This window comes from Streptomyces sp. NRRL F-2664 (assembly GCF_000719345.1).
In the GTDB taxonomy this organism is placed as follows: Bacteria; Actinomycetota; Actinomycetes; order Streptomycetales; family Streptomycetaceae; genus Streptomyces.
Genome location: NZ_JOFX01000030.1, coordinates 1 through 24889, shown reverse-complemented (window position 1 = coordinate 24889; position 24889 = coordinate 1). Strand labels below are relative to the sequence as shown.

The 24889-nt window shown below is 72.1% G+C and carries 22 protein-coding genes and 1 pseudogene; 17 read left to right on the top strand and 6 right to left on the bottom strand.

Going from position 1 to position 24889, the window contains the following annotated elements; genetic code table 11:
- Positions 1 to 100: 100 nt before the first annotated feature.
- Positions 101 to 637: a sugar transferase gene (locus IF89_RS0124120; RefSeq protein WP_030771822.1), complete on the bottom strand. Its 537-nt coding sequence runs from the start codon at positions 635 to 637 to the stop codon at positions 101 to 103.
- A gap of 278 nt (positions 638 to 915) precedes the next feature.
- Here IF89_RS0124120 and dnaK point away from each other — a divergent pair, with 278 nt between their 5' ends.
- The 4 genes from dnaK to IF89_RS0124100 are packed head-to-tail and all read left to right on the top strand — an operon-like array spanning position 916 to position 5112.
- Positions 916 to 2763 carry a molecular chaperone DnaK gene (gene dnaK, locus IF89_RS0124115; protein ID WP_030771819.1) on the top strand — a complete coding sequence of 616 codons (1848 nt, stop codon included), beginning with the start codon at positions 916 to 918 and terminating at the stop codon, positions 2761 to 2763.
- Positions 2763 to 3422 carry a nucleotide exchange factor GrpE gene (gene grpE / locus IF89_RS0124110; RefSeq protein WP_030771817.1) on the top strand — a complete coding sequence of 220 codons (660 nt, stop codon included), beginning with the start codon at positions 2763 to 2765 and terminating at the stop codon, positions 3420 to 3422. The genes dnaK and grpE overlap by 1 nt, the downstream gene beginning before the upstream one ends.
- A gap of 39 nt (positions 3423 to 3461) precedes the next feature.
- Positions 3462 to 4640, top strand: coding sequence for a molecular chaperone DnaJ (dnaJ, locus tag IF89_RS0124105; protein WP_030771815.1), 1179 nt, complete (start codon positions 3462 to 3464; stop codon positions 4638 to 4640).
- A gap of 1 nt (position 4641) precedes the next feature.
- On the top strand, positions 4642 to 5112 hold the full coding sequence (locus tag IF89_RS0124100) for a heat shock protein transcriptional repressor HspR (protein ID WP_030771814.1): 471 nt from the start codon (positions 4642 to 4644) through the stop codon (positions 5110 to 5112).
- Positions 5113 to 5206: 94 nt separating this feature from the next.
- On the opposite strand, the gene IF89_RS0124095 is transcribed toward IF89_RS0124100, so the two are convergent.
- Positions 5207 to 6280, bottom strand: a complete 1074-nt coding sequence (locus IF89_RS0124095; RefSeq protein WP_078628470.1) for a helix-turn-helix transcriptional regulator — start codon at positions 6278 to 6280, stop codon at positions 5207 to 5209.
- A 356-nt stretch (positions 6281 to 6636) separates the two neighbouring features.
- On the opposite strand from IF89_RS0124095, the gene IF89_RS0124085 reads away from it, so the two are divergent.
- Positions 6637 to 6951, top strand: coding sequence for a hypothetical protein (locus IF89_RS0124085; RefSeq protein WP_030026718.1), 315 nt, complete (start codon positions 6637 to 6639; stop codon positions 6949 to 6951).
- Positions 6952 to 7084: 133 nt separating this feature from the next.
- Here the strand turns inward: IF89_RS0124085 and IF89_RS0124080 are convergent, their stop codons facing one another.
- Positions 7085 to 7498: a pyridoxamine 5'-phosphate oxidase family protein gene (locus IF89_RS0124080; protein ID WP_030771805.1), complete on the bottom strand. Its 414-nt coding sequence runs from the start codon at positions 7496 to 7498 to the stop codon at positions 7085 to 7087.
- A gap of 125 nt (positions 7499 to 7623) precedes the next feature.
- Between IF89_RS0124080 and clpB the strand changes: the two genes are divergently transcribed.
- The gene (gene clpB / locus IF89_RS0124075; protein WP_030771800.1) at positions 7624 to 10224 is read left to right on the top strand and encodes an ATP-dependent chaperone ClpB; all 2601 of its coding nucleotides are present in this window, start codon (positions 7624 to 7626) and stop codon (positions 10222 to 10224) included.
- 146 nt (positions 10225 to 10370) lie between these two features.
- On the top strand, positions 10371 to 10910 hold the full coding sequence (locus IF89_RS0124070; RefSeq protein WP_030771797.1) for a YbjN domain-containing protein: 540 nt from the start codon (positions 10371 to 10373) through the stop codon (positions 10908 to 10910).
- Between the two features lie 22 nt (positions 10911 to 10932).
- Here the strand turns inward: IF89_RS0124070 and IF89_RS0124065 are convergent, their stop codons facing one another.
- Both IF89_RS0124065 and IF89_RS0124060 read right to left on the bottom strand, forming a co-directional pair.
- Complete coding sequence (locus IF89_RS0124065) at positions 10933 to 12081, bottom strand: glycosyltransferase family 39 protein (RefSeq protein WP_078628469.1); 1149 nt, start codon at positions 12079 to 12081, stop codon at positions 10933 to 10935.
- A gap of 218 nt (positions 12082 to 12299) precedes the next feature.
- Entirely contained in the window at positions 12300 to 13496 is a 1197-nt protein-coding gene (locus IF89_RS0124060) for a pyridoxal phosphate-dependent aminotransferase (protein WP_420706959.1), read from the bottom strand.
- A 686-nt stretch (positions 13497 to 14182) separates the two neighbouring features.
- Between IF89_RS0124060 and IF89_RS0124055 the strand changes: the two genes are divergently transcribed.
- The 10 genes from IF89_RS0124055 (at position 14183) to IF89_RS0124010 (ending at position 24229) form a co-directional block, all read left to right on the top strand.
- On the top strand, positions 14183 to 14728 hold the full coding sequence (locus IF89_RS0124055) for a DUF2617 family protein (protein ID WP_030771788.1): 546 nt from the start codon (positions 14183 to 14185) through the stop codon (positions 14726 to 14728).
- A gap of 134 nt (positions 14729 to 14862) precedes the next feature.
- Entirely contained in the window at positions 14863 to 16506 is a 1644-nt protein-coding gene (locus IF89_RS0124050; protein ID WP_030771786.1) for a polyamine aminopropyltransferase, read from the top strand.
- Positions 16507 to 16538: 32 nt separating this feature from the next.
- Positions 16539 to 17408 carry an SRPBCC family protein gene (locus IF89_RS0124045; protein WP_030771785.1) on the top strand — a complete coding sequence of 290 codons (870 nt, stop codon included), beginning with the start codon at positions 16539 to 16541 and terminating at the stop codon, positions 17406 to 17408.
- Positions 17409 to 17457: 49 nt separating this feature from the next.
- A complete protein-coding gene (locus IF89_RS0124040) occupies positions 17458 to 18240 on the top strand; it encodes an aldose epimerase (RefSeq protein ID WP_030771782.1) in 783 nt (260 codons plus the stop codon).
- A 21-nt stretch (positions 18241 to 18261) separates the two neighbouring features.
- Positions 18262 to 18825, top strand: coding sequence for an orotate phosphoribosyltransferase (pyrE, locus tag IF89_RS0124035; protein WP_234327851.1), 564 nt, complete (start codon positions 18262 to 18264; stop codon positions 18823 to 18825).
- 238 nt (positions 18826 to 19063) lie between these two features.
- Entirely contained in the window at positions 19064 to 20086 is a 1023-nt protein-coding gene (fbaA, locus tag IF89_RS0124030; protein WP_030771777.1) for a class II fructose-bisphosphate aldolase, read from the top strand.
- 442 nt (positions 20087 to 20528) lie between these two features.
- Entirely contained in the window at positions 20529 to 20942 is a 414-nt protein-coding gene (locus tag IF89_RS0124025) for a DUF3151 domain-containing protein (protein ID WP_030771774.1), read from the top strand.
- A gap of 166 nt (positions 20943 to 21108) precedes the next feature.
- Complete coding sequence (locus IF89_RS0124020) at positions 21109 to 21954, top strand: tryptophan 2,3-dioxygenase family protein (protein WP_030771768.1); 846 nt, start codon at positions 21109 to 21111, stop codon at positions 21952 to 21954.
- Positions 21947 to 23179, top strand: a complete 1233-nt coding sequence (kynU, locus tag IF89_RS0124015; RefSeq protein ID WP_030771766.1) for a kynureninase — start codon at positions 21947 to 21949, stop codon at positions 23177 to 23179. Before IF89_RS0124020 ends, kynU begins: the two co-directional genes overlap by 8 nt.
- A gap of 171 nt (positions 23180 to 23350) precedes the next feature.
- Positions 23351 to 24229, top strand: coding sequence for an alpha/beta hydrolase (locus IF89_RS0124010; RefSeq protein WP_030771763.1), 879 nt, complete (start codon positions 23351 to 23353; stop codon positions 24227 to 24229).
- Positions 24230 to 24423: 194 nt separating this feature from the next.
- Here the strand turns inward: IF89_RS0124010 and IF89_RS47805 are convergent.
- A pseudogene (locus tag IF89_RS47805) lies at positions 24424 to 24889 on the bottom strand (hypothetical protein); the annotation flags it as partial.

Sequence of the window (24889 nt, the reverse complement as noted above, 5' to 3'; positions counted from 1 at the left end):
CTCGGGCGGCACTTACTAAGCGGTAACTTATGAAGTCAAGGCTTGAGGTTACCCATTCCCGACGCCGCAATGTAGCGGAGCGTGCGGTGATCTGTGTCGCTCAGGCGAGCCTTTGTCGGTAGGCCGCCCGCGGGGTCCGCGCCAGGATCGCCAGGTCCATCCCCAGCCAGTGGTTCTCCACATAATGCCGGTCGAGCAACCCCATCTCCTCCCAGGGTAGGTCGGAGCGAGCACTCACCTGCCACAAACCCGTCATTCCGGGACGTACGAGGAGCCGGTCGGGGCGGTCCGTACCGGCCTCCGGGCGCGGGCCGACCAGCGACATCTCGCCGCGGACCACGTTCAGCAGCTGGGGGAGCGCGTCGAGGGCGCACCGCTCCACGAGGGCCCCCGCCCGCCCCGCCGCGGCGGTGTCGAAGCGCCAGGTCCGAAACGGCCGCCCGGCCAGGCCCGTCGCGGCCGCCCGTACGAAGGGGCGCCGGCGGGTGGCCGCGAACAGCAGGGCGGCGGCGGCCGCGAGGGGCAGGGTGAGGGCTGCGAGCAGGAGGGCTGCCCCGACGAGGTCCAGCACCCGCTTCGCCGGTGGGGCGGCCGGCACCCGGACCCGCAGGCGGGGGGCGGTGAGCGTGAGGGGCATGCCAGCACGCTGCCGCATCGCTCCGGCGGCGGTGCGGTGGCGCGCGGCCCGGGTGCCCCGTTCGGCCGTCGGGGCCGCCCTCGGAGGACGCCCCGCGCGGCATGCCCTCAGGAGCGCCGTCAGGCACTCCGCCCCGATGCCGCGCCGGGGCGAGGGCCTATGGGTTGCGCGTAAGACCCACCTAAAGGTTGAGTCGACCCGGCTCAGTTCTGTTGACGCGCGCGCACCGATGCGGCATGGTTGAGTCTGTTCCACTCAAGTCAGCTGGAGGAATCGAAATGGCACGTGCGGTCGGCATCGACCTGGGCACCACTAACTCCGTCGTCAGCGTTCTGGAAGGCGGCGAGCCCACCGTCATCACCAACGCCGAGGGCGCCAGGACCACGCCGTCCGTCGTCGCCTTCGCCAAGAACGGCGAGGTCCTCGTCGGCGAGGTCGCCAAGCGCCAGGCGGTCACGAACGTGGACCGGACCATCCGCTCCGTCAAGCGCCACATGGGCACTGACTGGAAGATCAACCTGGATGGCAAGGACTTCAACCCGCAGCAGATGAGCGCCTTCATCCTGCAGAAGCTGAAGCGCGACGCCGAGGCCTACCTGGGTGAGAAGGTCACGGACGCGGTCATCACCGTCCCGGCCTACTTCAACGACTCCGAGCGCCAGGCGACGAAGGAGGCGGGCGAGATCGCCGGCCTGAACGTCCTGCGCATCGTCAACGAGCCGACCGCCGCCGCCCTGGCCTACGGTCTCGACAAGGACGACCAGACCATTCTCGTCTTCGACCTCGGTGGCGGCACCTTCGACGTGTCGCTCCTGGAGATCGGCGACGGCGTCGTCGAGGTCAAGGCCACCAACGGTGACAACCACCTCGGTGGTGACGACTGGGACCAGCGCGTCGTCGACTACCTGGTGAAGCAGTTCCAGAACGGCCACGGCGTCGACCTGTCCAAGGACAAGATGGCGCTCCAGCGCCTGCGCGAGGCCGCCGAGAAGGCGAAGATCGAGCTGTCCTCCTCCACGGAGACCACGATCAACCTGCCGTACATCACGGCGTCCGCCGAGGGCCCGCTGCACCTGGACGAGAAGCTCACGCGCTCGCAGTTCCAGCAGCTCACCGCGGACCTGCTCGACCGCTGCAAGACCCCGTTCCACAACGTGATCAAGGACGCCGGCATCCAGCTGTCCGAGATCGACCACGTGGTCCTGGTCGGCGGCTCCACCCGCATGCCGGCCGTCGCCGAGCTCGTCAAGGAGCTCACCGGCGGTCAGGACGCCAACAAGGGCGTCAACCCGGACGAGGTCGTCGCCATCGGCGCCACCCTCCAGGCCGGTGTCCTCAAGGGTGAGGTCAAGGACGTCCTGCTCCTCGACGTGACCCCGCTGTCCCTCGGCATCGAGACCAAGGGCGGCATCATGACCAAGCTCATCGAGCGCAACACCACGATCCCGACCAAGCGGTCCGAGATCTTCACGACGGCCGAGGACAACCAGCCGTCGGTGCAGATCCAGGTCTACCAGGGCGAGCGCGAGATCGCGGCGTACAACAAGAAGCTCGGCATGTTCGAGCTGACCGGCCTGCCGCCGGCCCCGCGTGGCGTCCCGCAGATCGAGGTCTCCTTCGACATCGACGCGAACGGCATCATGCACGTGACCGCGAAGGACCTCGGCACGGGCAAGGAGCAGAAGATGACCGTCACCGGCGGCTCCTCGCTCGGCAAGGACGAGGTCGACCGCATGCGCCAGGAGGCGGAGCAGTACGCGGAGGAGGACCTGCGCCGCAAGGAGGCCGCCGAGTCCCGCAACCAGGGCGAGCAGCTCGTCTACCAGACGGAGAAGTTCGTCAAGGACAACGAGGACAAGGTCCCGGCCGAGGTCAAGACCGAGGTCGAGGCCGCCGTCGCCGAGCTGAAGGAGAAGCTCAAGGGCGAGGACACCGGCGAGATCCGCACCGCGACCGAGAAGCTCGCCGCGGTCAGCCAGAAGCTCGGCCAGGCGATCTACGCCGACGCGCAGGCCGCGCAGGGCGCCGCCGGTGCCGCCGGTGACGCGGGCCAGGCCAAGGCCGACGACGACGTCGTCGACGCCGAGATCGTCGACGACGAGAAGCCGAAGGGTGGCGCTGCCTGATGTCGGAGGAGACCCCGGGCTTCGACGAGAAGCCCGAAGTCCCCGCCGACGCCGCTCAGGACGACGCCGAGCCGAAGGCCGCCGACTCCGCCGACACGGCGGAGGGGGCGGCCCCGGCCGGGGACAGCGCACAGGATGTGGCCCTGCTGGCGCAGCTGGACCAGGCCCGTACCGCGCTCGGCGAGCGCACCGCGGACCTCCAGCGGCTCCAGGCGGAGTACCAGAACTACCGCCGCCGGGTGGAGCGGGACCGGGTCACCGTCAAGGAGATCGCGGTCGCGTCCCTTCTGACGGAGCTCCTGCCGACGCTCGACGACATCGGCCGGGCGCGCGAGCACGGTGAGCTGGTCGGCGGCTTCAAGTCGGTGGCCGAATCGCTGGAGACGGTCGCCGCCAAGATGGGCCTGCAGCAGTTCGGCAAGGAGGGCGAGCCCTTCGACCCGACGGTCCACGAGGCCCTGATGCACTCGTACGCGCCGGACGTCACGGAGACGACCTGCGTGGCGATCCTGCAGCCCGGGTACCGGATCGGCGAGCGTACGATCCGTCCCGCACGGGTCGCGGTGGCCGAGCCCCAGCCGGGCGCGGCCCCCAAGTCCGAGTCCGCGGAGGGCGACAAGCCGTCCGGCGAGGACGCGGATGCAGCCGACCAGGGCTGACGCAGTACACGTAGAGGCACGGGAGGAGGGACACCGGGGATGAGCACGAAGGACTTCGTCGAGAAGGACTACTACAAGGTTCTCGGTGTCCCGAAGGACGCGACCGAGGCCGAGATCAAGAAGGCGTACCGGAAGCTCGCGCGCGAGTTCCACCCGGACGCCAACAAGGGCGACGCCTCCGCCGAGGCGCGCTTCAAGGAGATCTCCGAGGCGAACGACGTCCTCGGCGACGCCAAGAAGCGCAAGGAGTACGACGAGGCGCGCGCGCTGTTCGGCAACGGCGGCTTCCGCCCGGGGCCGGGCGGCGGCGGATCGTTCAACTTCGACCTGGGCGACCTCTTCGGGGGCACCCAGCAGGGCGGTCAGGCCGGCGGCTTCGGCGGCGGCCTGGGCGACGTCTTCGGCGGGCTCTTCAACCGCGGGACCGGCCCGGGTGCGGGAGGCCGCACCCAGCCGCGCCGCGGCCAGGACGTGGAGTCGGAGGTGACCCTCTCCTTCACGGAGGCGGTGGACGGGGCCACGGTCCCGCTCCGGATGTCCTCCCAGGCCCCCTGCAAGGCCTGCTCGGGAACCGGCGACAAGAACGGCACGCCCCGGGTGTGCCCGACCTGCGTCGGCACCGGCCAGGTCTCGCGGGGCAGCGGCGGCGGCTTCTCGCTGACCGACCCCTGCGCGGACTGCAAGGGCCGCGGCCTGATCGCGGAGACACCCTGCGAGGTCTGCAAGGGCAGCGGTCGGGCCCGCAGTTCCCGCACCATGCAGGTCAGGATCCCGGCGGGGGTCTCGGACGGCCAGCGGATCCGGCTGCGCGGCAAGGGCGCCCCGGGCGAGCGCGGCGGCCCCGCCGGTGACCTCTACGTGGTCGTGCACGTCGGGACCCACCCGGTGTTCGGCCGCAAGGACGACAACCTGACGGTGACCGTCCCGGTGACGTTCGCGGAGGCGGCGCTGGGCGCCGAGATCAAGGTCCCCACCTTGAACGGGCCTTCGGTGACGCTGAAACTGCCCCCGGGCACCCCGAACGGGCGTACGATGCGGGCCCGCGGCAAGGGGGCGGTCCGCAAGGACGGCACCCGCGGGGACCTGCTGGTCACCGTGGAGGTCGCGGTTCCGACCGAGCTGTCCGACAAGGCACGCGAGGCACTGGAGATGTACCGCGAGGCGACGGAGTCGCAGGACCCGCGCTCCGCGCTGTTCGAGTCCGCGAAGGGAGCATGACATGGACGGCCGCCGACGACAGCCCCGTCCGGGAAGCGGTGCCTACCAGCTCACCGACGAGACCCCGGTCTACGTGATCTCGGTGGCCGCCCAGCTCTCCGGCCTGCATCCGCAGACCCTGCGCCAGTACGACCGCCTGGGCCTGGTTTCCCCGGACCGCACGGCCGGCCGCGGACGGCGTTATTCGGCCAGGGACATCGAGCTGCTCCGCACGGTGCAGGCGCTGTCCCAGGACGAGGGCATCAATCTGGCGGGCATCAAGCGGATCATCGAACTGGAGAACCAGGTGGCCGCGCTCCAGCAGCGCGTCGCCGAGCTCTCGGCCGCGGTGGACGGCGCCGCCGCCACGCTGCGGGCCCGCGAGGCCCAGGTGCACGCCTCGTACCGGCGCGACCTGGTCCCGTACCAGCCCCCGCAGCCGGGCAGCGCCCTGGTCGTCTGGCGCCCGAGCCCCAAGCGGCCCAAGGACTGACCGGTCGGACGCGCCGTCCTGGGACGCCCGGACGCACGCAGGCCCTCGGGCCCCGCCCCCCTCGGGCGGGGCCCGAGGGCTTTCTCCGGTCCTTCTAGAGCCCTTCCGCGTCCAAATGGGGGTCGTGGCCCGCGCCGGCGTGTTCGCAGTCCTGGGGGGCCGTGGGGCGGCCCAGGATGCCCGACTGGGCGATGAGGTAGCCGAGCTGGGCGCGGCTGCCGCTGCCGAGGGTGCTGGCGAGTTTGGCGATGTGGGCGCGGCAGGTGCGCACGTTCATGCCGAGGCGGCGGGCGATGGCCTCGTCCACGTGCCCCTCGACCAGGAGCTGGGCGATGGTGCGCTGCACGCCGGTGACGCCGCCGGGCGTGCTGCGGTACGTCACCTCCTCGGTGAGCGGCACGGCGCGGTGCCACAGCTGCTCGAAGACCTTGATGAGGTAGTCGACGAGGCCGGGGTGGCGCAGTTCCAGCGCGACCCGCCGGTCGTCGCTCACCGGGATGAAGGCGACGGTGCGGTCGAAGATGATGAGGCGCTCTATCAGCTCTTCGAGCGTGCGGATCTCGACCTTGCCGGTGGAGATCCGGTCCACGTAGGCGAGCGTGCCCTGGCTGTGCCGTGCGGTGTGCTGGTAGAGGGTCCGTATGCTGACCCCGCGGTCGATCAGCGGCTGGTCGCGCTCCAGGGCCTGGGTGAGGGCCTCGGAGGGCCGCGCTCCGCCCGGCTGGACCGTCAGCACCTCGGTGTGGCATTCGGCCGTCGCGAGGTTCAAAGCGGCGTTGATCCGTTCGAAACCCTCCAGCACCGTGATGGCATGGGTGTTGGCCGGGCTCTGTGCGCTGATGGCCAGGAAAGGCTCGAAAGTGTCGGTGAGATCTACAGCGCTGCGTCGGCGATCCTGGATCTCGCGTTCAATCGGGTGGAGCCGTTGCGCCAACGCCACGGCCGGGGGAACCGGGCGGAGCTGGTTCGCGTCATCCGGGTCGGGCTGCAGAAGGGCGAGTTCCAGCAGGCAGGGGGCGTTCTGGATCTCTCCCCGGGCGATCCGGCCGGTGCTCAGGGCAGCCGCATAGAGCCGGGTTCCCTCGGCGCACATGGACGTGACGGGGTGGGGATGTGTCGCCTTTGTCTGGTTTCGCGTCAAATCTCCACCCCCCAGGGTCCTGAACATGCAAGAACATGATGCATCGTCCCTGTGGCATTGACGTGCCTGAATGAGCCATCGTCTGACACGCGGGGGAGAGGATTCCATCAAGTGAGGACGAAGCCGACCATGTACAAGAGAATGCTTCGCTCGGTGCTTGCCATAGGTTTCTCCGCCGTTGCGGTTTTTGGGGCAGTCAGCGCCGTCGAAAGTGACGCGGGGAGCGCTAGGGACGGTCAGGGTACGAGCCTGACGAGCACGGAGTTCGACACCGGTTGGACCACGGCGCCCGTGGGCAAGTACGCGGACACCGGATGGACCGCCGCCGAGCTCGGCGGCAAGGACGACACGGGCTGGACCGTGGCTCCTGCGACGGTGTCGGCATGACCCCCGACGACCGCGGCTTCCGCCGCGAGATGGCGTCCGCATACCGCTCCGGCTGGCAGTTCATCGACCTCGCCACGGCCATCCCCCACCCCGGCGATTCGTTGATGGTCACCCTGTTCGGCCAACCGATCGTCATCGTGCGCGAGGAGGACGAGGACGTACGTGCCTACCGCTGCCTGCGCCGCCCGCGCGGCGCGCCGCAGCCCGTCCGCTGCGAGGTGCGCTACGGAATGGTCTTCGTCAATCTCGACCAGCGGGACCACCAGCTCTTCGAACCCGACATCACCACCGCCACCCCCCGCAGTGCCTGAAGCGATTCCCCCGTCGTTCCAGATCGCTCAGGTGCTACCCCCACACAACGGCGCCGTCGTGGACCTGACCACGATGGCGCCGTTGTGATGCCCGCGTCCATGCGGGAACCGGTCAAGATGAAGCCTCAACGGCTCATGCCCGCCCCATGGCCCGGTCCAGGGTGATCTCCACGACCACGCGGTCCGGGTTCGGCGACGGCGTCCGCCCGTACCGCTCCGCGTAGCGCGCCACCGCGTCGGCGACCGACGCCTCGTCCGTGCGGATCACCGCACGGCCCTCCAGCGTGGCCCAGCGGCGCCCCTCCATCTGGCAGACCGCCACCCGCGCCCCGCCGCCGGGCCCGGCCTGGGCCGCCAGGACGTTGCGCACCTTCCTGCTGTGCCTGTTGCTGATCACCCGGGCCAGGCCGGCCTCCGGGTCGTACGTCACGCCCACCGGGACCACGTGCGGGGTCCCGTCGGGGCGCGGCGTGGTCAGCGTGCAGACGTGCCGCTCCCGCCAGAAGGCGAGGTACTCGGGCGTCGGGTTGAGTACGTCATGGGACATGGGCCGAGGGTACGGGCAAGCGGTCCCCGCAGCTGCCTTGAGTGGAATAGACTCAACTTTGCATACGCTGACTCTGTCAGAACCGGAAGCAGACCCGGTGCATCCCTCGGAGAGGAGAAGGCGCAGTGGACGCCGAGCTGACCAACAAGAGCCGGGACGCCCTGAACGCGGCCACCGGCAGGGCCGTCAAGGACGGGCACGCGGACCTGACCCCCGCGCACCTGCTGCTGGCGCTGCTCGCCGGCGAGGACAACGAGAACGTCATCGACCTGCTGATCGCCACGGACGCCGACCAGGCCGCCGTGCGCGGCGGAGCCGAACGGCTCCTCGCCGCGCTGCCCAGCGTCACCGGCTCCACCGTCGCGCCCCCGCAGCCCACCCGCGACCTGCTCGCCGTGCTCGCCGAGGCCGACGGCGAGGCCGGCAAGCTCGGCGACGACTACCTCTCCACCGAACACCTCCTCATCGCGATCGCCGCCAAGGGCGGCGCGGCCGGCGAGGTCCTTTCCGCCCAGGGCGCGACGGCGAAGAAGCTGCTCGACGCCTTCCAGAACGCACGAGGAGCACGGCGGGTGACCACCCCCGACCCCGAGGGCCAGTACAAGGCCCTGGAGAAGTTCGGCACCGACTTCACGGCGGCCGCCCGCGACGGCAAGCTCGACCCCGTCATCGGCCGCGACCACGAGATCCGGCGCGTCGTGCAGGTACTCTCGCGTCGCACGAAGAACAACCCGGTGCTCATCGGCGAGCCCGGCGTCGGCAAGACGGCCGTCGTCGAGGGCCTGGCCCAGCGCATCGTCAAGGGCGACGTGCCCGAGTCCCTCAAGAACAAGCGGCTGGTCTCCCTCGACCTCGGCGCGATGGTCGCCGGCGCCAAGTACCGCGGCGAGTTCGAGGAGCGGCTGAAGACCGTCCTCGCCGAGATCAAGTCCAGCGAGGGCCAGATCATCACCTTCATCGACGAGCTGCACACGGTCGTCGGCGCGGGCGCCGGCGGCGACTCCGCGATGGACGCCGGCAACATGCTCAAGCCCATGCTGGCCCGCGGCGAGCTCCGCATGGTCGGCGCGACCACCCTCGACGAGTACCGCGAGCGCATCGAGAAGGACCCGGCACTGGAGCGGCGCTTCCAGCAGGTACTGGTCGCCGAGCCGTCCGTCGAGGACACCATCGCGATCCTGCGCGGGCTCAAGGGCCGCTACGAGGCCCACCACAAGGTGGTCATCAACGACAGCGCGCTGGTCGCCGCCGCTACCCTCTCCGACCGGTACATCACCTCCCGCTTCCTGCCCGACAAGGCCATCGACCTCGTCGACGAGGCCGCCTCCCGGCTGCGCATGGAGATCGACTCCTCCCCCGTGGAGATCGACGAGCTCCAGCGCTCCGTGGACCGCCTGCGGATGGAGGAGCTGGCGCTCAACAACGAGTCCGACCCGGCCTCGCGCGAGCGCCTGGAGAAGCTGCGCAAGGACCTCGCGGACCGCGAGGAGGAGCTGCGCGGCCTGACCGCCCGATGGGAGAAGGAGAAGCAGTCCCTCAACCGGGTCGGCGAGCTCAAGGAGCGTCTGGACGACCTGCGCGGCCAGGCCGAGCGGGCCCAGCGAGACGGCGACTTCGACGCCGCCTCCAAGCTGCTCTACGGGGAGATCCCGGCCCTGGAGCGCGAGCTGGCGGAGGCCACCGAGGAGGAGGCCGAGGCCTCCAAGGCCGGCGCGTCGAAGAACACGATGGTCAAGGACGAGGTCGGCCCGGACGACATCGCCGACGTGGTGGGTGCCTGGACCGGCATCCCCGCCGGCCGCCTCCTGGAGGGCGAGACCCAGAAGCTGCTGCGCATGGAGGACGAGCTGGGCCGGCGCCTGATCGGCCAGACCGAGGCCGTGCGGGCCGTCTCCGACGCGGTGCGGCGCACCCGGGCCGGCATCGCCGACCCGGACCGGCCGACCGGCTCCTTCCTCTTCCTCGGCCCCACGGGTGTCGGCAAGACGGAGCTGGCCAAGGCGCTCGCCGACTTCCTCTTCGACGACGAGCGCGCCATGGTCCGCATCGACATGTCGGAGTACTCCGAGAAGCACAGCGTGGCCCGGCTCGTCGGAGCCCCGCCCGGCTACGTCGGCTACGAGGAGGGCGGCCAGCTCACCGAGGCCGTCCGCCGCCGCCCGTACAGCGTGGTGCTCCTCGACGAGGTGGAGAAGGCCCACCCCGAGGTCTTCGACATCCTGCTCCAGGTCCTCGACGACGGCCGGCTCACGGACGGCCAGGGCCGCACGGTCGACTTCCGCAACACCATCCTGATCCTGACCTCCAACCTGGGCAGCCAGTTCCTGATGGACCGGGCCACCCCCGCCGACCAGAAGAAGCAGCAGGTCCTCGACGTGGTCCGGGCGAGCTTCAAGCCGGAGTTCCTCAACCGCCTGGACGACCTGGTGGTCTTCTCCGCGCTGAGCCGGGAGGAGCTGGCGCACATCGCCGAGCTGCAGATCGGCCGCCTCGCCCGGCGCCTGGCCGAGCGGCGGCTCACCCTCGACGTCACCCCCGAGGCGCTGGCCTGGGTGGCGGACAAGGGCAACGACCCGGCCTACGGCGCCCGGCCGCTGCGCCGCCTGATCCAGACGGCGATCGGCGACCGCCTGGCCAAGGAGATCCTCTCCGGCGGGGTGCGCGACGGCGACACCGTGCGCGTCGACGTGGCGGGCGAGGAACTGCTGGTGGGCAAGGCCCTCTGACCGGCGCGTCCGCACAGCACCCCGCGCACGGGACCGTACGCGGGGTGCACTCCTGTCCGCCCGCAGCGGATCCGTGACCGTCGGGCTGGACATGGGGTGGGCGGGATGGGGGAGGATGCAAGTATCCGCACGAAGGGAAGTACACGGTGAGCATCGACCCGGCCTCGATTCCGAACTTCGGAGGGCAGCAGCCCGATCCGCAGGCCACAGGACCGGCGGGCCCCGTCGTCCCCGACCAGGATCTGGTCAAGCAGCTGCTGGAGCAGATGGAGCTCAAGTACGTCGTCGACGACGAGGGCGACCTCGCGGCGCCGTGGGAGGAGTTCCGCACGTACTTCATGTTCCGCGGCGAAGCGGAGCAGCAGGTCTTCTCGGTGCGGACCTTCTACGACCGTCCGCACAAGATCGACGAGAAGCCGCAGCTCCTCGAGTCGATCGACGACTGGAACCGTCGCACCCTGTGGCCCAAGGTCTACAGCCACACGCACGACGACGGCTCCGTCCGGCTGATCGGCGAGGCGCAGATGCTGATCGGCACCGGCGTCAACCTGGAGCACTTCGTGTCCTCCACGGTCAGCTGGGTCCGCGCCTCCATCGAGTTCGACAAGTGGCTCACGGAGCAGCTCGGACTGGAGAAGGACATCGACTCCGCCGACGGCGAGGGCGAGGACGGCGGGGAGAACTGACCCCCCGACCCCCGTCTCCGCGTCACAGGGGCATGGTGGCGAACACCAGGAGGTAGACCCCGTAGGCGCAACTTAGCCCGGCCAGCCCCGCGGTCACCACGACCGCGGAGCGCGGCCGGGCTCGTGCCATCAGGGCGGCCAACGGCAGCAGCAGCGGGAACGCCGGCAGCAGGAACCGCGGCTTCGACTCGAAGTAGCCGGCTCCGCCCACCGAGATCACCAGCAGGACCGCGGTGTAGACGAGCAGCGGCAGCGGCGGCCGGCGCACCAGCAGCAGCACCGCCAGCAGCAGGGCCGCGCCCAGGAGGACGGCGGTGACGGCGGTCGCCAGAGCCACGGGGCCGCCGCTCAGCACCCGCCATACCGCGGACAGCGCATAGCCGCCGCCGTCGAAGCGCGAGCCCCACTGCCGCTGCACGGTGAAGTACCCGGCCGGGTCGTGGCGGCGCACCCCGACGGCCGCCACGTACGCCAGCCAGCCCGCGGGCGCCAGCAGCCCGGCCGCCCACACCGCGGGCGCGCGGGATCTTCGGACGAGCAGCGCGTGCAGGGCCGTCACGGACACGGCCGCGGCGACGGCGATCCCGGTCGGCCGGCTCAGCCCCGCGAAGAGGGCCAGCGAGCCGGCGAGCAGCCAGCGCTCGCGCAGCAGCGCGTACAGCGACCAGGCGGAGAGGGCCACCAGCAGCGGCTCGGTGTAGGCCAGGGTGAGCACCACCGCGTGCGGGGCCACCGCCCACAGCGCGACGAGCAGCAGTGCGACGCGCCGCCCCGCCACCAGCTCCCCCACCCGGTACACGCCGACGGCCGCCACCGCCGCCGCGGTCCAGGACACCAGCAGCGCACCCCACTCGGCGCCGCCGGCCAGGCGCACCAGCACCGGGTACAGCGGGAAGAAGGCGTGGTCGCTCTGCACCAGCCCGGTGGCGGGCCATATCTGCGTGCGGCCGTAGCCGTGCCGGGCGATGGCGAGGTACCAGACGGAGTCCCAGGAGTGGCCCAGCACCCGTACGGGGCTGCGCCCGGCCCACCACGCGGCGAGGGCCAGCACGGCCGCTCCGGCCACGCGGACGGCGGCGAAGACGCCGAGCGCGAGTGCGGCCGTGGGCACGACGACGGCCCTGACGTCCCGCGGCCGCACGAAAACAGACGTACTGCCCGTCGCCGTCATCTACCCCGACTTCCTGCGCTGCGTGAGGACGCCCATCCGGACCCGGAGGAGCCTCGGGCACCCTAAGCGCCCCCGCGGCCCACCGGGCGGGAATGGCCCGGAACCTCCGGTGACATCGCGCACCCCGGCGGCAGGCGGTGCGGCGGGCAGCGCCGGTTCGGAGCCTGCGCAGCCGGTCCACGGCCTGCCCTATGCCCCCACCTCCATCCGGCTCGCCCTCAGCGGGCCAGCCGACCGAGGCGCTCAACGGCCTCCTGCAACACAGCCGTCCGCTTGCAGAACGCCCAGCGGACCTGCGCGGCCCCCGCTGCCTTGTCGTCGTAGAAGACCTGGTTGGGGATGGCCACGACCCCGCAGCGCTCGGGCAGGGCCCGGCAGAAGGCCAGGCCGTCCTTCTCGCCGAGGGGAGTGATGTCGGTGGTGACGAAGTAGGTGCCCTGCGGGCGGAACACCTCGAAGCCGGCGGACGCGAGGCCGTCGGCGAGGAGGTCGCGCTTGGCGGCGAGGTCGGCGCGGAACGACTCGTAGAAGGAGTCCGGCAGGTCCAGGGCCTCGGCGACGGCGTACTGGAAGGGGCCCGAGGCGACGTAGGTGAGGTACTGCTTCACCGAGCGGACCGCGGCGACGAGCTCCGGCGCGGCGGTGAGCCAGCCGACCTTCCAACCGGTGAAGGAGAACGTCTTTCCCGCGCTGCTGATGGTGACCGTCCGCTCCCGCATGCCGGGGAACCCCGCCAGCGGGGTGTGGGAGCCCTCGAAGACCAGGTGCTCGTACACCTCGTCCGTGACGACCAGCAGGTTCCGCTCGACCGCCAGCTCGGCGATCGCCGCGAGCTCGTCCGGGCCGAGTACGGTGCCGGTCGGGTTGTGCGGGGTGTTCAGCAGGAGCAGCCGGGTGCGGGGGGTGACCGCGGCACGCAGCTCGTCCAGGTCGAGGACGAAGGCCCCGGCGTGCGGGCGGAGGGTGACGGGGACGCGTGTGGCACCGGCCATCGCGATGCAGGCCGCGTAGGAGTCGTAGAACGGCTCCAGTGCGACGACCTCGTCGCCCGGCTCCAGGAGGGCGAGGAGGGAGGCGGCGATCGCCTCGGTGGCACCCGCGGTGACCAGGACCTCGGTGTCGGGGTCGTGGCGCAGGCCGTAGAAGCGCTGCTGGTGGGAGACGATCGCGGTGCGCAGCTCCGGGACGCCGGGACCGGGCGGGTACTGGTTGCCGAGCCCCGTGAGGACCGCGCGGGAGGCCGCCTCGGCGATCTGCGCCGGGCCGTCGGTGTCGGGGAAGCCCTGGCCGAGATTGATCGACCCGGTGCGCGCGGCCAGCGCCGACATCTCCGCGAAGATCGTCGTGCCGAAGGGTGCCAGGCGGCGGTTGAGGAAGGGGCGGTCGCTGCTCACGGGTGCGCTCATGGGCGTCATCCTGCGGGCAACCTCTGGACTTGCTCAAGTGCGCTTTGGGCCGTGCGGGCCGAGGGGATCCTTCCTGCACGCGGGACGCGGGGATCCCGCTCCCCGGGAGATCCGGGGCGTGAGAGAGGGGCGGACATGGAGTTCGTCTTGGTAGTGCTCGTGCTGTGTCTGGGGATCGCCTTCCTGTGGAGCCGGCTCGTCCGTCCCAGGGCCGTGCCCGCTGCGCGCACGCGCCGGCAGCGCCGTCGCAAGGGCAGCTGGTGGGCGGGCAACGGCAGCTCGGGGGGCTCGGGCTCGTCGTCCTCGTGCGGTGCGTCGTCCTCCTGCGGCTCGTCATCGTCCTGCGGGGGCGGGGGGTGCGGCGGCAGCTGACGGGGGGCGGGCGGCGCCGTCCCGACGCGGGCGTCCGAGGGTGCGTTTCCCGTCGGGCGCCCTGCGCGTTGTCCATGCATGCCGACGCGCGGGACGCAACCGGTTGAACACGTGAACTGCCGAGCCCCCGGGGGGATGTAAACCCCTTCAAGTTGGGTAAAAACGCTGTGAGTGCCGTGCCTTTCATGATTCCCTCGGTTGAGTAGACCAGTCCTCGGACCTCCCTGGACTTCCTGTGGACCCGTGCCGGTGTCCCCCCACCCGTGCTTGCTACCGCTGGCGGGTTCCGGCCCATCTCCCTCGCGCGTTTGCGGAGCCGACTCATGCTCACGACCCTCCAGACCTCATACACCGACACGCGTGCCGCCGATCTCGCCTGGGCCCTGGGACGGGACCGGCTGCCCGCCCTGGCCGTGCTGAACCTCGAACTCTCCGGGGCGAAGGTCGAGTTGCGCCTGCTCGGGGCCTCCCACCAGGTGCTGCTGGAGGAGAAGGACGTGCTCTGCTCGGAGACGGTCGCCTGCATGCCCGGCAGCAGTACGCCGCTGCCGCTCGGCGTGGCGAAGCGGGTGGGCGACTGGGAGTACGAGTTCGCCGCGCGCGTCGAGACCCTGTCGCGCGGGTCCTTCGCAGGGCGCGCGCAGGAGTTGCTGGCACTGGTGGCGGACCACCCGAACGGGCTAGCGGGTACGTTTCCCGGAAGCCCGCACGCCTTCACCGCCATGCTCGCGCAGCGCTACGAGGGGCAGGTGCGGTGGCGCACCTGGCACGCGTACCCGCAGGAGGGGCAGTTGGTCGCCACCCGGACGCGGATCGGGGTGCGGACGGGCGCCCCGGCGCCGCCCGTGCCATCGCCCGCGCTGCTCTAGGCCGTCCGGGCGAGGGGGCTGCCACGGCCGCCGGGTGATGCGCTGTCCGGTTGCGCCAACTGGGCGATTGGGTGCGCCACTTGCACCCATGTGGGTGACCGGGTGCGGGTGGGTGGTGACGTACGGTTCGCTGCATGATCGACCGTTCCGTCCCGCGCCGGGTCCTCCCGGCTCCGGAGCCGGGAGGCGCCGAGACCGTCGCGGCGGCCCTGCCCGTACGGCCCCGGACCGGCCGACTCCTGGTCCTGGCCACCGTGTTCGTCTGCGCCGCCTGCGGGCTCGTGTACGAGCTGGAGCTCCTCGCCCTGGGCACCTACCTCATCGGCGACTCCGTCACCCAGGCGTCGGTCGTGCTGTCCGTCATGGTCTTCGCCATGGGCGTCGGCTCCCTGCTCGCCAAACACCTCCGTCACCGGCCCGCGCTCGGCTTCGGCGTCATCGAGGCCGGGCTCGCCCTCCTCGGCGGCCTCTCCGCCATGGCCCTCTACGCGAGCTTCGCCTGGCTGGGGGAGTCCCGGCCCGCACTGGTCGCGTTCTCCTTCGCCATCGGCATGCTCATCGGCGCGGAGATCCCGCTGCTGATGGTCCTCATCCAGCGCATCCGCCGACAGGACGCGGGCGGCGCCGTCGCGGACCTGTTCGCCGCCGATTACGTGGGCGCCCTCGTCGGCGGCCTCGCCTTTCCCTTCCTGCTGCTGCCGATGCTCGGCCAGCTCACCGGCGCCATGTTCACCGGCACCGTCAACGCCGTCGTCGGCGGCGGCCTCGTCCTGTGGCTGTTCCGCCACGACCTCAGCCGGCGCTGCCGCTGGCTCCTCGTCGGCGCGAACCTGGCCGTCCTCGTGGTGCTGGCCTCGGCGACCGTCCTCGCGGACGACTTCGAGCGCGTCGCCCGGCGGGCCGTCTACGGCTCCGAGGTGCGGGTCGCCGTCCAGACCGGGGTGCAGGAGCTGGTCCTCACCGGCCCCGCGACCGGCTCCCCGCGCTCCCTCGACCTCTACCTCGACGGACGGCTGCGGGTCAGCGGCTACGACGAGTACCGCTACCACGAGGCCCTCGTCCACCCCGCGATGACCGGCCCGCACGCCCGCGTCCTCGTCCTCGGCGGCGGCGACGGGCTCGCCGCCCGCGAAGTCCTGCGCTATCCGGACGTCGCCTCCGTCACCGTCGTCGAACTCGACCCGGGCGTGGTCCGCCTCGCCCGCACCGATCCGATGCTCTCGGCGCTCAACGCCGGCGTGTACGCCGATCCGCGCCTGGCGGTCGTCACGCAGGACGCCTTCCACTGGCTGCGCGGACCCGCCGCGAACGACCGCTTCGACGTGATCGTCTCCGACCTCCCCGATCCGGGCATCACCCCCAGCACGAAGCTGTACTCGCAGGAGTTCTACGGACTGGCCGCGCGGGCCCTGGCCCCCGGCGGCCGGATGGCCGTGCACGCCGGACCGCCGACCACGCGCCCGCGCACCTACTGGACCGTCGACTCCACGCTGCGCGCGGCCGGGCTGCGCACCGCCCCCTACAGCGCGGGCGGCCGCCTCACCGGCTTCGCCGCCGGACCCGACCGCACCCCGCTCGGGGGCACCGGCGCGCCGCCGCAGGACTGGGGGTTCGTGCTGGCCGCCCGCGACCAGGAGCCCCGACTGCACGTGGACCATCAGACGCCCGTACTGCGCTCGCTGTCGGCCGGTTCCCTCCAGGACGGGGCCCGCGACGCCGAACGCACCCGTGTGAGCGGACTTCCGCCGTCGACGCTGCCGCACCCGCGGTATTCGTGACCCGGTGCGGTCCAGGCCGTAGGCTCGACCGCATGGAGCATCAGGTGTTCGTCCCGGTACCGGCAGACGACCTCCGCGCCGTGCTGCGCGACCCCGCCCGGGTGGCCCGGTGCGTACCGGGCCTCCAGCAGGACGCCGACACCGGCGTCGGGCCGCTCTGCGGACGGCTCAAGGTGCGGGTCGGCGGGAGCACCGTGACCTACCGGGGGTCCGCAGCCGTCACCGAGCAGGATCCCGGCCACTTCACCGTCGAGGGCGAGGGCACGGAGGTCCGGGGCAGTGGCACCGTGAAGTTCTCCCTCGACCTGAGGCTGACCCCGGCCCCGGACGGGACCTGGCTGGACGTCGCCGCCCGTGCCACCGCCGACGGACGCGCCGCCTCCTTCGCCCCCGACGCCGCGGCCACGGCCCTGCGCCGGCTGCTCGACCGGGCGGCCGGGCAACTGGCCGCCGGGCAGCCGGCCGGCGGGTCCGTGCTCGGCGACCCCGTCGCGGAGGCCGAGGCCGAGGCGGGGGACGAGGACGGGGTCGCCGACGGTCCGGAGGCGTCCGGCGGCGATGTCCCCGGGGTCAGTGCGTCCGTCTTCGACGCCGAGGTGCCGCCGCCGTCCCTGGACCCCTCCTCGGACCCTTCTTCGGACCCCTTCCTGGCGGGCGGCTTCGAGGACCTCGACGCGGCCGGTGCCGTGCGGCCTCCGGCCGAGGCCGCCCACGCCCGCCGCACCATGATCGGCCGCAGTGCCGAGGAGGTGGACCACGCGCCCCCGCGCGGCCGGTACGCCCCCGTCCCCGCACCGACCGCCACCGCTACCGGCGACAGCCTGCGCTGGATCGCCCCGGCGGCGGCGCTCGCACTCGCCTCGGCCGTCGTCATCGGCCGGGCCCTGCGCCGCCGCCGCTGACCTGGCCCTCCACCGCGTGGGCCACGGCGGAACCCCTAGGGTCGACTGCATGAGTACGCAACTGAGCGTCGGCGGCACCGAGGTGACTGTCGACCAGGAGAACGGCTGCCGGATCAGCAGTCTGCGCATCGACGGGACCGAGGTGCTGCGCCAGGGCCCGCGGTACGGATCCTTCCCGATGGTCCCGTGGTGCGGCCGCATGAAGGACGGCCGGTTCTACGACGGTGCGAACGTGCACCAGATGCCCCTGGACCATCCGCCGCACGCCCTCCACGGCTTCGGCCGCGATGCGGCGTGGCGGCCGGCCGGCGCCACCGCCACCGAGGCCGCCTTCACGTACGACCTCGCCGAGCCCTGGCCGAGCCCCGGTCGGGTCACCCAGGTCGTCACGCTCGCCGAGGACTCGCTGACCCTCACCCTGGGCGTCGAGACCTACGGCAACTCCTTCCCGGCCCAGGCCGGCTGGCACCCCTGGTTCCTGCGCAACCTCGGCGGTCAGGACATGCAGATCTCCTTCGACCCCGCCTGGCAGGAGGAGCGCGGCGCCGACCACCTCCCCACCGGCCGGCGCATCGACCCGCGGCCGGGCCCCTGGGACGACTGCTTCGGCATGCCCGGCGGGGTGGACGTCACCCTCACCTGGCCCGGCGCCCTGGAGCTGCGCGTCACCAGCCGGTCCGAATGGGTGGTCCTCTACGACGAGCAGGCCGAGGCAGTCTGCGTCGAACCGCAGTCGGGCCCGCCGAACGGGATCAACACCGCTCCGCGCCTGGTCACCCCCGTCGACCCGCTGGAGGTCTCGACGACCTGGTCGTGGCGTCGGCTCGGCTAGCCCGCAATTAAGCTCGTCGGCATGAGTGACGTCAACGAAGTCATGCCGTCGGGCACGCGCGATGCGCTTCTGCAGCAGATCAAGGACAAGGCCGTCGTGCACGGCAAGGTGACCCTCTCCTCCGGTCGGGAGGCCGACTACTACATCGACCTCCGTCGGATCACCCTCGACGGCGAGGCGGCCCCGCTGGTCGGCCAGGTCATGCTCGACCTCACCGCAGAGCTCGACTTCGACTGCGTCGGCGGCCTGACCCTCGGCGCCGACCCGGTCGCCACCTCGATGCTGCACGCCTCCGCCGCGCGCGGGCAGCGCCTGGACGCCTTCGTCGTCCGCAAGGCGCAGAAGGCGCACGGGATGCAGCGCCGCATCGAGGGCACCGACGTGCAGGGCAAGCGCTGCCTCGTCGTCGAGGACACCTCGACCACCGGCGGGTCCCCGCTGACCGCCGTCGAGGCCGTCCGCGAGGCCGGCGGCGAGGTCGTCGCGGTCGCCACGATCGTCGACCGCGGCGCGGCCGACGCCATCGCCGAGGCGGGTCTGCCCTACCTCACCGGCTACCGCCTTGAGGACCTCGGCCTGTCCTGACCGGCCACTGCGTCGGTTGGGGACAAAGGTCCCGGACCGCCCCTGAGGCAGGCCTGACCTGGTGTTTCCCTGCGGCCCGGGATGTTTCACGTGAAACATCCCGGGCCGTTCGCCCATCACGTGAGACCGGCGGGCTGGACCCTTGCGCGGAGTCTGGAAAGATAGGCGCGACGATGACGTCGCCCCCAGGTCAGGGCCCGCAATAAGCACACTCCCCGCACATCCAAGGAGCGGACAGATGCCCATCGCAACCCCCGAGGTCTACAACGAGATGCTCGACCGGGCGAAGGCAGGCAAGTTCGCCTACCCGGCCATCAATGTGACCTCGTCCCAGACCCTGCACGCCGCGCTGCGGGGCTTCGCGGAGGCCGAGAGCGACGGCATCATCCAGATCTCCACCGGTGGTGCGGAGTTCCTGGGTGGCCAGCACAACAAGGACATGGTCACCGGCGCCGTCGCCCTGGCCGAGTTCGCGCACATCGTCGCCGCCAAGTACGACATCACCGTCGCCCTCCACACGGACCACTGCCCCAAGGACAAGCTGGACGGCTACGTACGTCCGCTCCTGGACATCTCCGCCGAGCGCGTCTCCCGCGGTCTGAACCCGCTCTTCCAGTCGCACATGTGGGACGGCTCCGCCGAGACCCTGGCCGACAACCTGGCCATCGGCCAGGAGCTGCTCGCCAAGGCCGTCGCGGCGAAGATCATCCTTGAGGTCGAGATCACCCCGACCGGCGGCGAGGAGGACGGTGTCAGCCACGAGATCAACGACGAGCTGTACACCACGGTCGAGGACGCGATCCGTACCGCCGAGGCCCTGGGCCTGGGGGAGAAGGGCCGTTACCTGCTGGCCGCCTCCTTCGGCAACGTCCACGGCGTCTACAAGCCGGGCAACGTCGTCCTGCGCCCCGAGCTGCTCAAGGACCTCCAGGCCGGTGTGGCGGAGAAGTTCGGCAAGGCCTCGCCGTTCGACTTCGTCTTCCACGGCGGTTCGGGCTCCACGGCCGAGGAGATCGCCACCGCGCTGGAGAACGGCGTCGTGAAGATGAACCTGGACACCGACACCCAGTACGCCTTCACCCGCCCGGTCGTCGACCACATGTTCACCAACTACGCCGGCGTCCTGAAGGTCGACGGCGAGGTGGGCACCAAGTCGAAGTACGACCCGCGCACCTGGGGCAAGGCCGCCGAGGCGGGTATGGCCGCGCGCGTCGCCGAGGCGTGCGCGAACCTGCGCTCCAGCGGCACCAAGCTGAAGTAACCGTCCTGCCGCGGTCGCGGCACCGGACGCACAGGAGGGCCCGGGCCCCGTCCCAGGACGGGGCCCGGGCCCTGCGCCGTCACCACCCGGTCTCTGCTCCCTCGGGCCCACCCGCCCGGACCGACCGGCGCCGCAGGGTCACTGCAAGATCGCCGGCCGGCGCCCCGAACGCCCAGGGCCTGTCCGGCCCACCCCAGCCGCCGCGCGACCTCGCGGAAGACACCGAGGCCCGTTTCCCTGCGGACCCTGCCGCAGGCAGCACTCGCGCCCGATCGCCGGACGGCGCGTCCCGCCGCCCACGCCTGGGCCGTGCCGCAGGCACGGTCGGCGCGGACCGGCGCACGCCGGCGGCGAGGCCGCAGGGCACGGGGCGCGGGCGGGCGGGCCGTGCCCCGAGGCACGGTGGGGTTTTGCGGATCACCGCACCCGGCAGACTGGGGGCATGTCCATTCACCAGAACCTGCTCGGGGGCCCCGCCCCCACCCACCTGCCCGACGAGCCCGGCCGCGAGGCCATCGCCGCCGGCACCCCGGCCGTCGAGGTGGCCGCCGCGCACCCCACCTCCTCCCTCGCCTGGGCGGTCCTCGCCGACGAGGCGTTCGCCGCCGGCAGCACGGTCGAGTCGTACGCCTACGCCCGCACGGGCTACCACCGCGGCCTCGACGCCCTGCGCCGCGCCGGGTGGAAGGGCCACGGCCCGGTCCCGTGGGAGCACGAGCCGAACCGCGGCTTCCTGCGCGCCCTGCACGCCTTGGCCCGCGCGGCCGAGGCGATCGGCGAGAAGGAGGAGTACGAACGCTGCACCACCTTCCTGCGCGACTCCTCCCCGACGGCCGCGGACACGCTGAGCGCCTGAGGCCGTACGGCGGGGAGTGATACGCGGACATATCGTGTGGTCTGTGTCACTCCCCGCTGGAGCGACGCCACGGCGGCGTCCTATGATGCGGGCAGGGGACCGGGGCTCCACTCACCTCACGGAAGGAGCGGACCGCTACCCGGAAGCACGTGTCGAGGAGACAGCGATGTCGAACACCCTTGATGCCTCCGGAGTCGGCGGGGACACCCCGAACCTCGACTTCGACGGCACGACCCCGTACGAGGACTACGTCCAGGCGGACGTCCTCACCCACCTCCAGCAGCTCCGCTCGGACGACCCGGGCGAGATGGTCTTCCTGGTCACGACCCAGGTCATGGAGCTGTGGTTCACGGTCATCGTCCACGAGTGGGAAACCGCCGCGAAGGCCCTGCGCGAGGACCGCATCCCGGTCGCGATGGACGCGCTGAAACGTTCCCTTCGTGAGCTGGAGGCCCTCAACTCCTCCTGGCGCCCGCTCGCCCAGCTCACCCCGGCGCAGTTCAACTCCTACCGCGGTGCCCTCGGCGAGGGTTCCGGTTTCCAGTCGGCGATGTACCGCCGGATGGAGTTCCTGCTCGGCGAGAAGTCCGCCTCCATGCTCGTCCCGCACCGCGGCGCCCCGCGCGTCCACGCGGAGCTGGAGAAGGCCCTCCAGGAGCCCAGCCTCTACGACGAGGTGCTGCGCCTCCTGGCCCGCCGCGGGCTGCCGGTCCCCGCGTCCGTCCTGGAGCGCGACCTGTCGCAGCGCTACGAGGCCTCGCCCGAGGTCGAAGCCGTCTGGACCGGCCTGTACGCCGCCCCCGAGGAGAACCAGGACCTCCACCGCCTCGGCGAGGTGCTCACCGATGTCGCCGAACTGGTCTGGCGCTGGCGCAACGACCACCTGGTCGCCACCCGCCGGGCGATGGGCGCGAAGACCGGTACGGGCGGCTCCGCCGGCGTGGCCTGGCTGGAGAAGCGTGCGACGAAGAACGTCTTCCCCGAGCTCTGGACGGCGCGCAGCCATGTCTGAGACCTCCCCGGCCACCACCCGGACCTCCCCGGACCGCGCCGCCGAACTGCGCGACCGCGCGGCCGCGCTGGACGCCGCCGACGAGCTCGCGAAGCTGCGGGAGCGCTTCACCCTGCCCGACGGCGTCGTCTACCTGGACGGCAACTCCCTCGGCGCCCTCCCGGCCGGTGTCGCCGCCACCACCGCGGACGTCGTCGCCCGGCAGTGGGGCGAGCTGCTCATCCGCTCGTGGGACGAGAGCGGCTGGTGGACCGCGCCCGAGCGCATAGGCGACCGGATCGCCCCGCTGGTCGGCGCGGCCGCCGGCCAGGTGGTCGTGGGCGACTCCACCAGCGTCAACCTGTTCAAGGCCCTGGTCGGCGGCGCCCGCCTCGCGGCTCCCGGCCGGACCAGGCTGCTGGTCGACTCCGCCACCTTCCCCACCGACGGCTACATCGCCCAGTCGGCCGCCCGGTTGTCGGGCCTGACCGTCGTCCCGGTCGACCCCGCGCGGGCGGCGGAGGAGATGGACGCGGACACCGCCGTGGTGCTGCTCAACCACGTCGACTACCGCAGCGGCCGGCTGCACGACCTGCCGGCCCTCACCGCGGCGGCCCGCGCCGCCGGTGCGGTCGTGGTGTGGGACCTGTGCCACTCCGCGGGCGCCCTGCCCGTGGGCCTCGACGAGCACGGCGTCGACCTCGCGGTCGGCTGCACGTACAAGTACCTCAACGGGGGCCCCGGCGCTCCCGCGTACCTGTACATAGCCGCCCGACACCAGGACGCCTTCGACTCCCCCCTCCCCGGCTGGAACGGCCACGCGGACCCCTTCGCGATGACCCCGGCCTACGAGGCGGCGCCGGGCGCGACCCGAGGCCGCGTCGGCACCCCGGACATCCTGTCCATGCTGGCACTGGAGGCGGCGCTCGACGCCTGGGACGGCGTCGGCATCGAGGCGGTGCGCGCGAAATCCCTCGCCCTGACCGACTTCTTCCTCGAATGCGTGGCGGCCTACGTCCCGCAGGGCCGGGTCGAGTCGGTGACCCCGGCCGAGCACGAGCGCCGCGGCAGCCAGGTCTCCCTGCGGACCGAGAACGCCCGCGAGGTCATGGGGGAACTCATCTCCCGCGGCGTCATCGGCGACTTCCGCGCGCCCGACGTCCTGCGCTTCGGCTTCACCCCGCTCTACGTCGGTTTCGCCGACGCGGAGCGCGCGGCGCGCACGCTGGGTCACATTTTCGGGTGACCCCGTAGGGAAACGTCACATCGCGGGGCGGGCGGGGCCATGGCTCCGCCCGCCCCGTCGTATTCCGGCCCCCGCACGGAACCGGCTGTTCCAGACTGATACGGTCCCGCTCTGCCGGAGCACCGGAACATCTGTCCCCGCTGTCCCACGCGTTACCGAGAGGTTGAGCCGATGACGGACCCCGCCGCCGTGGAACGGGACGCCGCCGAGGCCGCCTCGGCCTTCGCCCATCCGGTGGTCGCGCCGGACGCGACGGCCGCGTACGGGCAACACCCCGACCACGTCGTCGACTTCTACGCCCCCCGGGGCGAGCCCGGCGGCCCGGTCCCGCTGGTGGTGGTCCTGCACGGCGGTGCATGGCGGGCCCCGTACGACCGGCAGCACATCACCCCGTTCGCGGACTTCCTGGCCCGGCGCGGTTTCGCGGTGGCCAACGTCGAGTACCGGCGCGGAAGTTCCCTGCCCCACCAGAACGCCGACGGTCCGGTCGCCGGCCGCTGGCCGGACACCTTCGACGACGTCGCCGCCGCGATGGACGCCCTGCCGGGCCTCGCCGCGGCGGCCCTGCCGCAGGCCGACCTCCGGCGCGTGGTCGTCACCGGCCACTCGGCCGGCGGCCACCTCGCGCTGTGGGCGGCGGCCCGGCACGTGCTCCCGCCCGACTCCCCGTGGCGGCTGCCCGAGGCGCCGATGCTGCGCGGGGTGGTGGCGCTCGCGCCGATCGCGGACTTCGCGGTGGCGGAGGAACTGGGCGTGTGCGGCGGGGCGAGCGCGCAGCTGCTGGGCGGGCCGGACCACTGGGACGAGCGGCTGCCCTCGGCGGACCCGGCGTCGCTGCTGCCGACGGGCATCGCCACGGCGGTGGTCCAGGGCCGGGACGACATCGTGGTACCGCAGCAGGTGGCCGAGGCCTACGTCGCGGCGGCCGCGAAGGCGGGCGAGATGGTCGGCCTGACCCTGCTGGACGGGGTCGGCCACTTCCCCCTGATCGACCCGTCGGCGGATGCCTGCGCCGTGGTCGCGGAGGAGATCGCCCAGCTGGCCTGGTGACCCGTGCGCGATCACCGGCCGGTGAGGGCGGGCACGGGACGTCCTCCCCCGGAACCAGGGCTGGGCGGACGCCGACCTGATCCATGACTTCTACGGCATCCACGAGACGGACTGACCTGCCGTTCGGCCCACGACGACGAGGGCCCCGCCCGATCGCAGGATCGGGCGGGGCCCTCGTGCGTTCTCCGGCGGCCTCAGGAGGTGAAGTAGCCGTTCAGGTCGGCGATCACGTCGGTGGAGCCTGAGTTGTTGGAGAAGGTCACCCGGCCGTCCACCACGGGGACGACGACCAGGTTGGCGACGGTCTGCCCGCGCGTGTAGTTGAGGTTGGAGACGCCCGGCCGTGCCGTCCCGTGCGGGTGGACGATCAGGTGGCTCGCCTCGCTCGGGTTGGTGACCGTGACGTTCAGAACGACAGCGGTCACGCCCTCGGCGGGCACCCCCGAGACACCGGCGACCTGGAGGCTCACCAAGCCGCCCGGGCCCACGGCTCCGGCGCGGGCGCCGGTGCCGTCGCGGGTGTCGAGGAGCCGCACGGGGCCGGCCGCGGAGAAGGCGGAGCCGGTGGCCGCGTAGTAGCCGGTGACGTCGGCGATCAGGTCCACCGATCCGGAGTTGTTGCGGAGGTCGACCTTGCCGTTCACGACCGGCACCGTCACC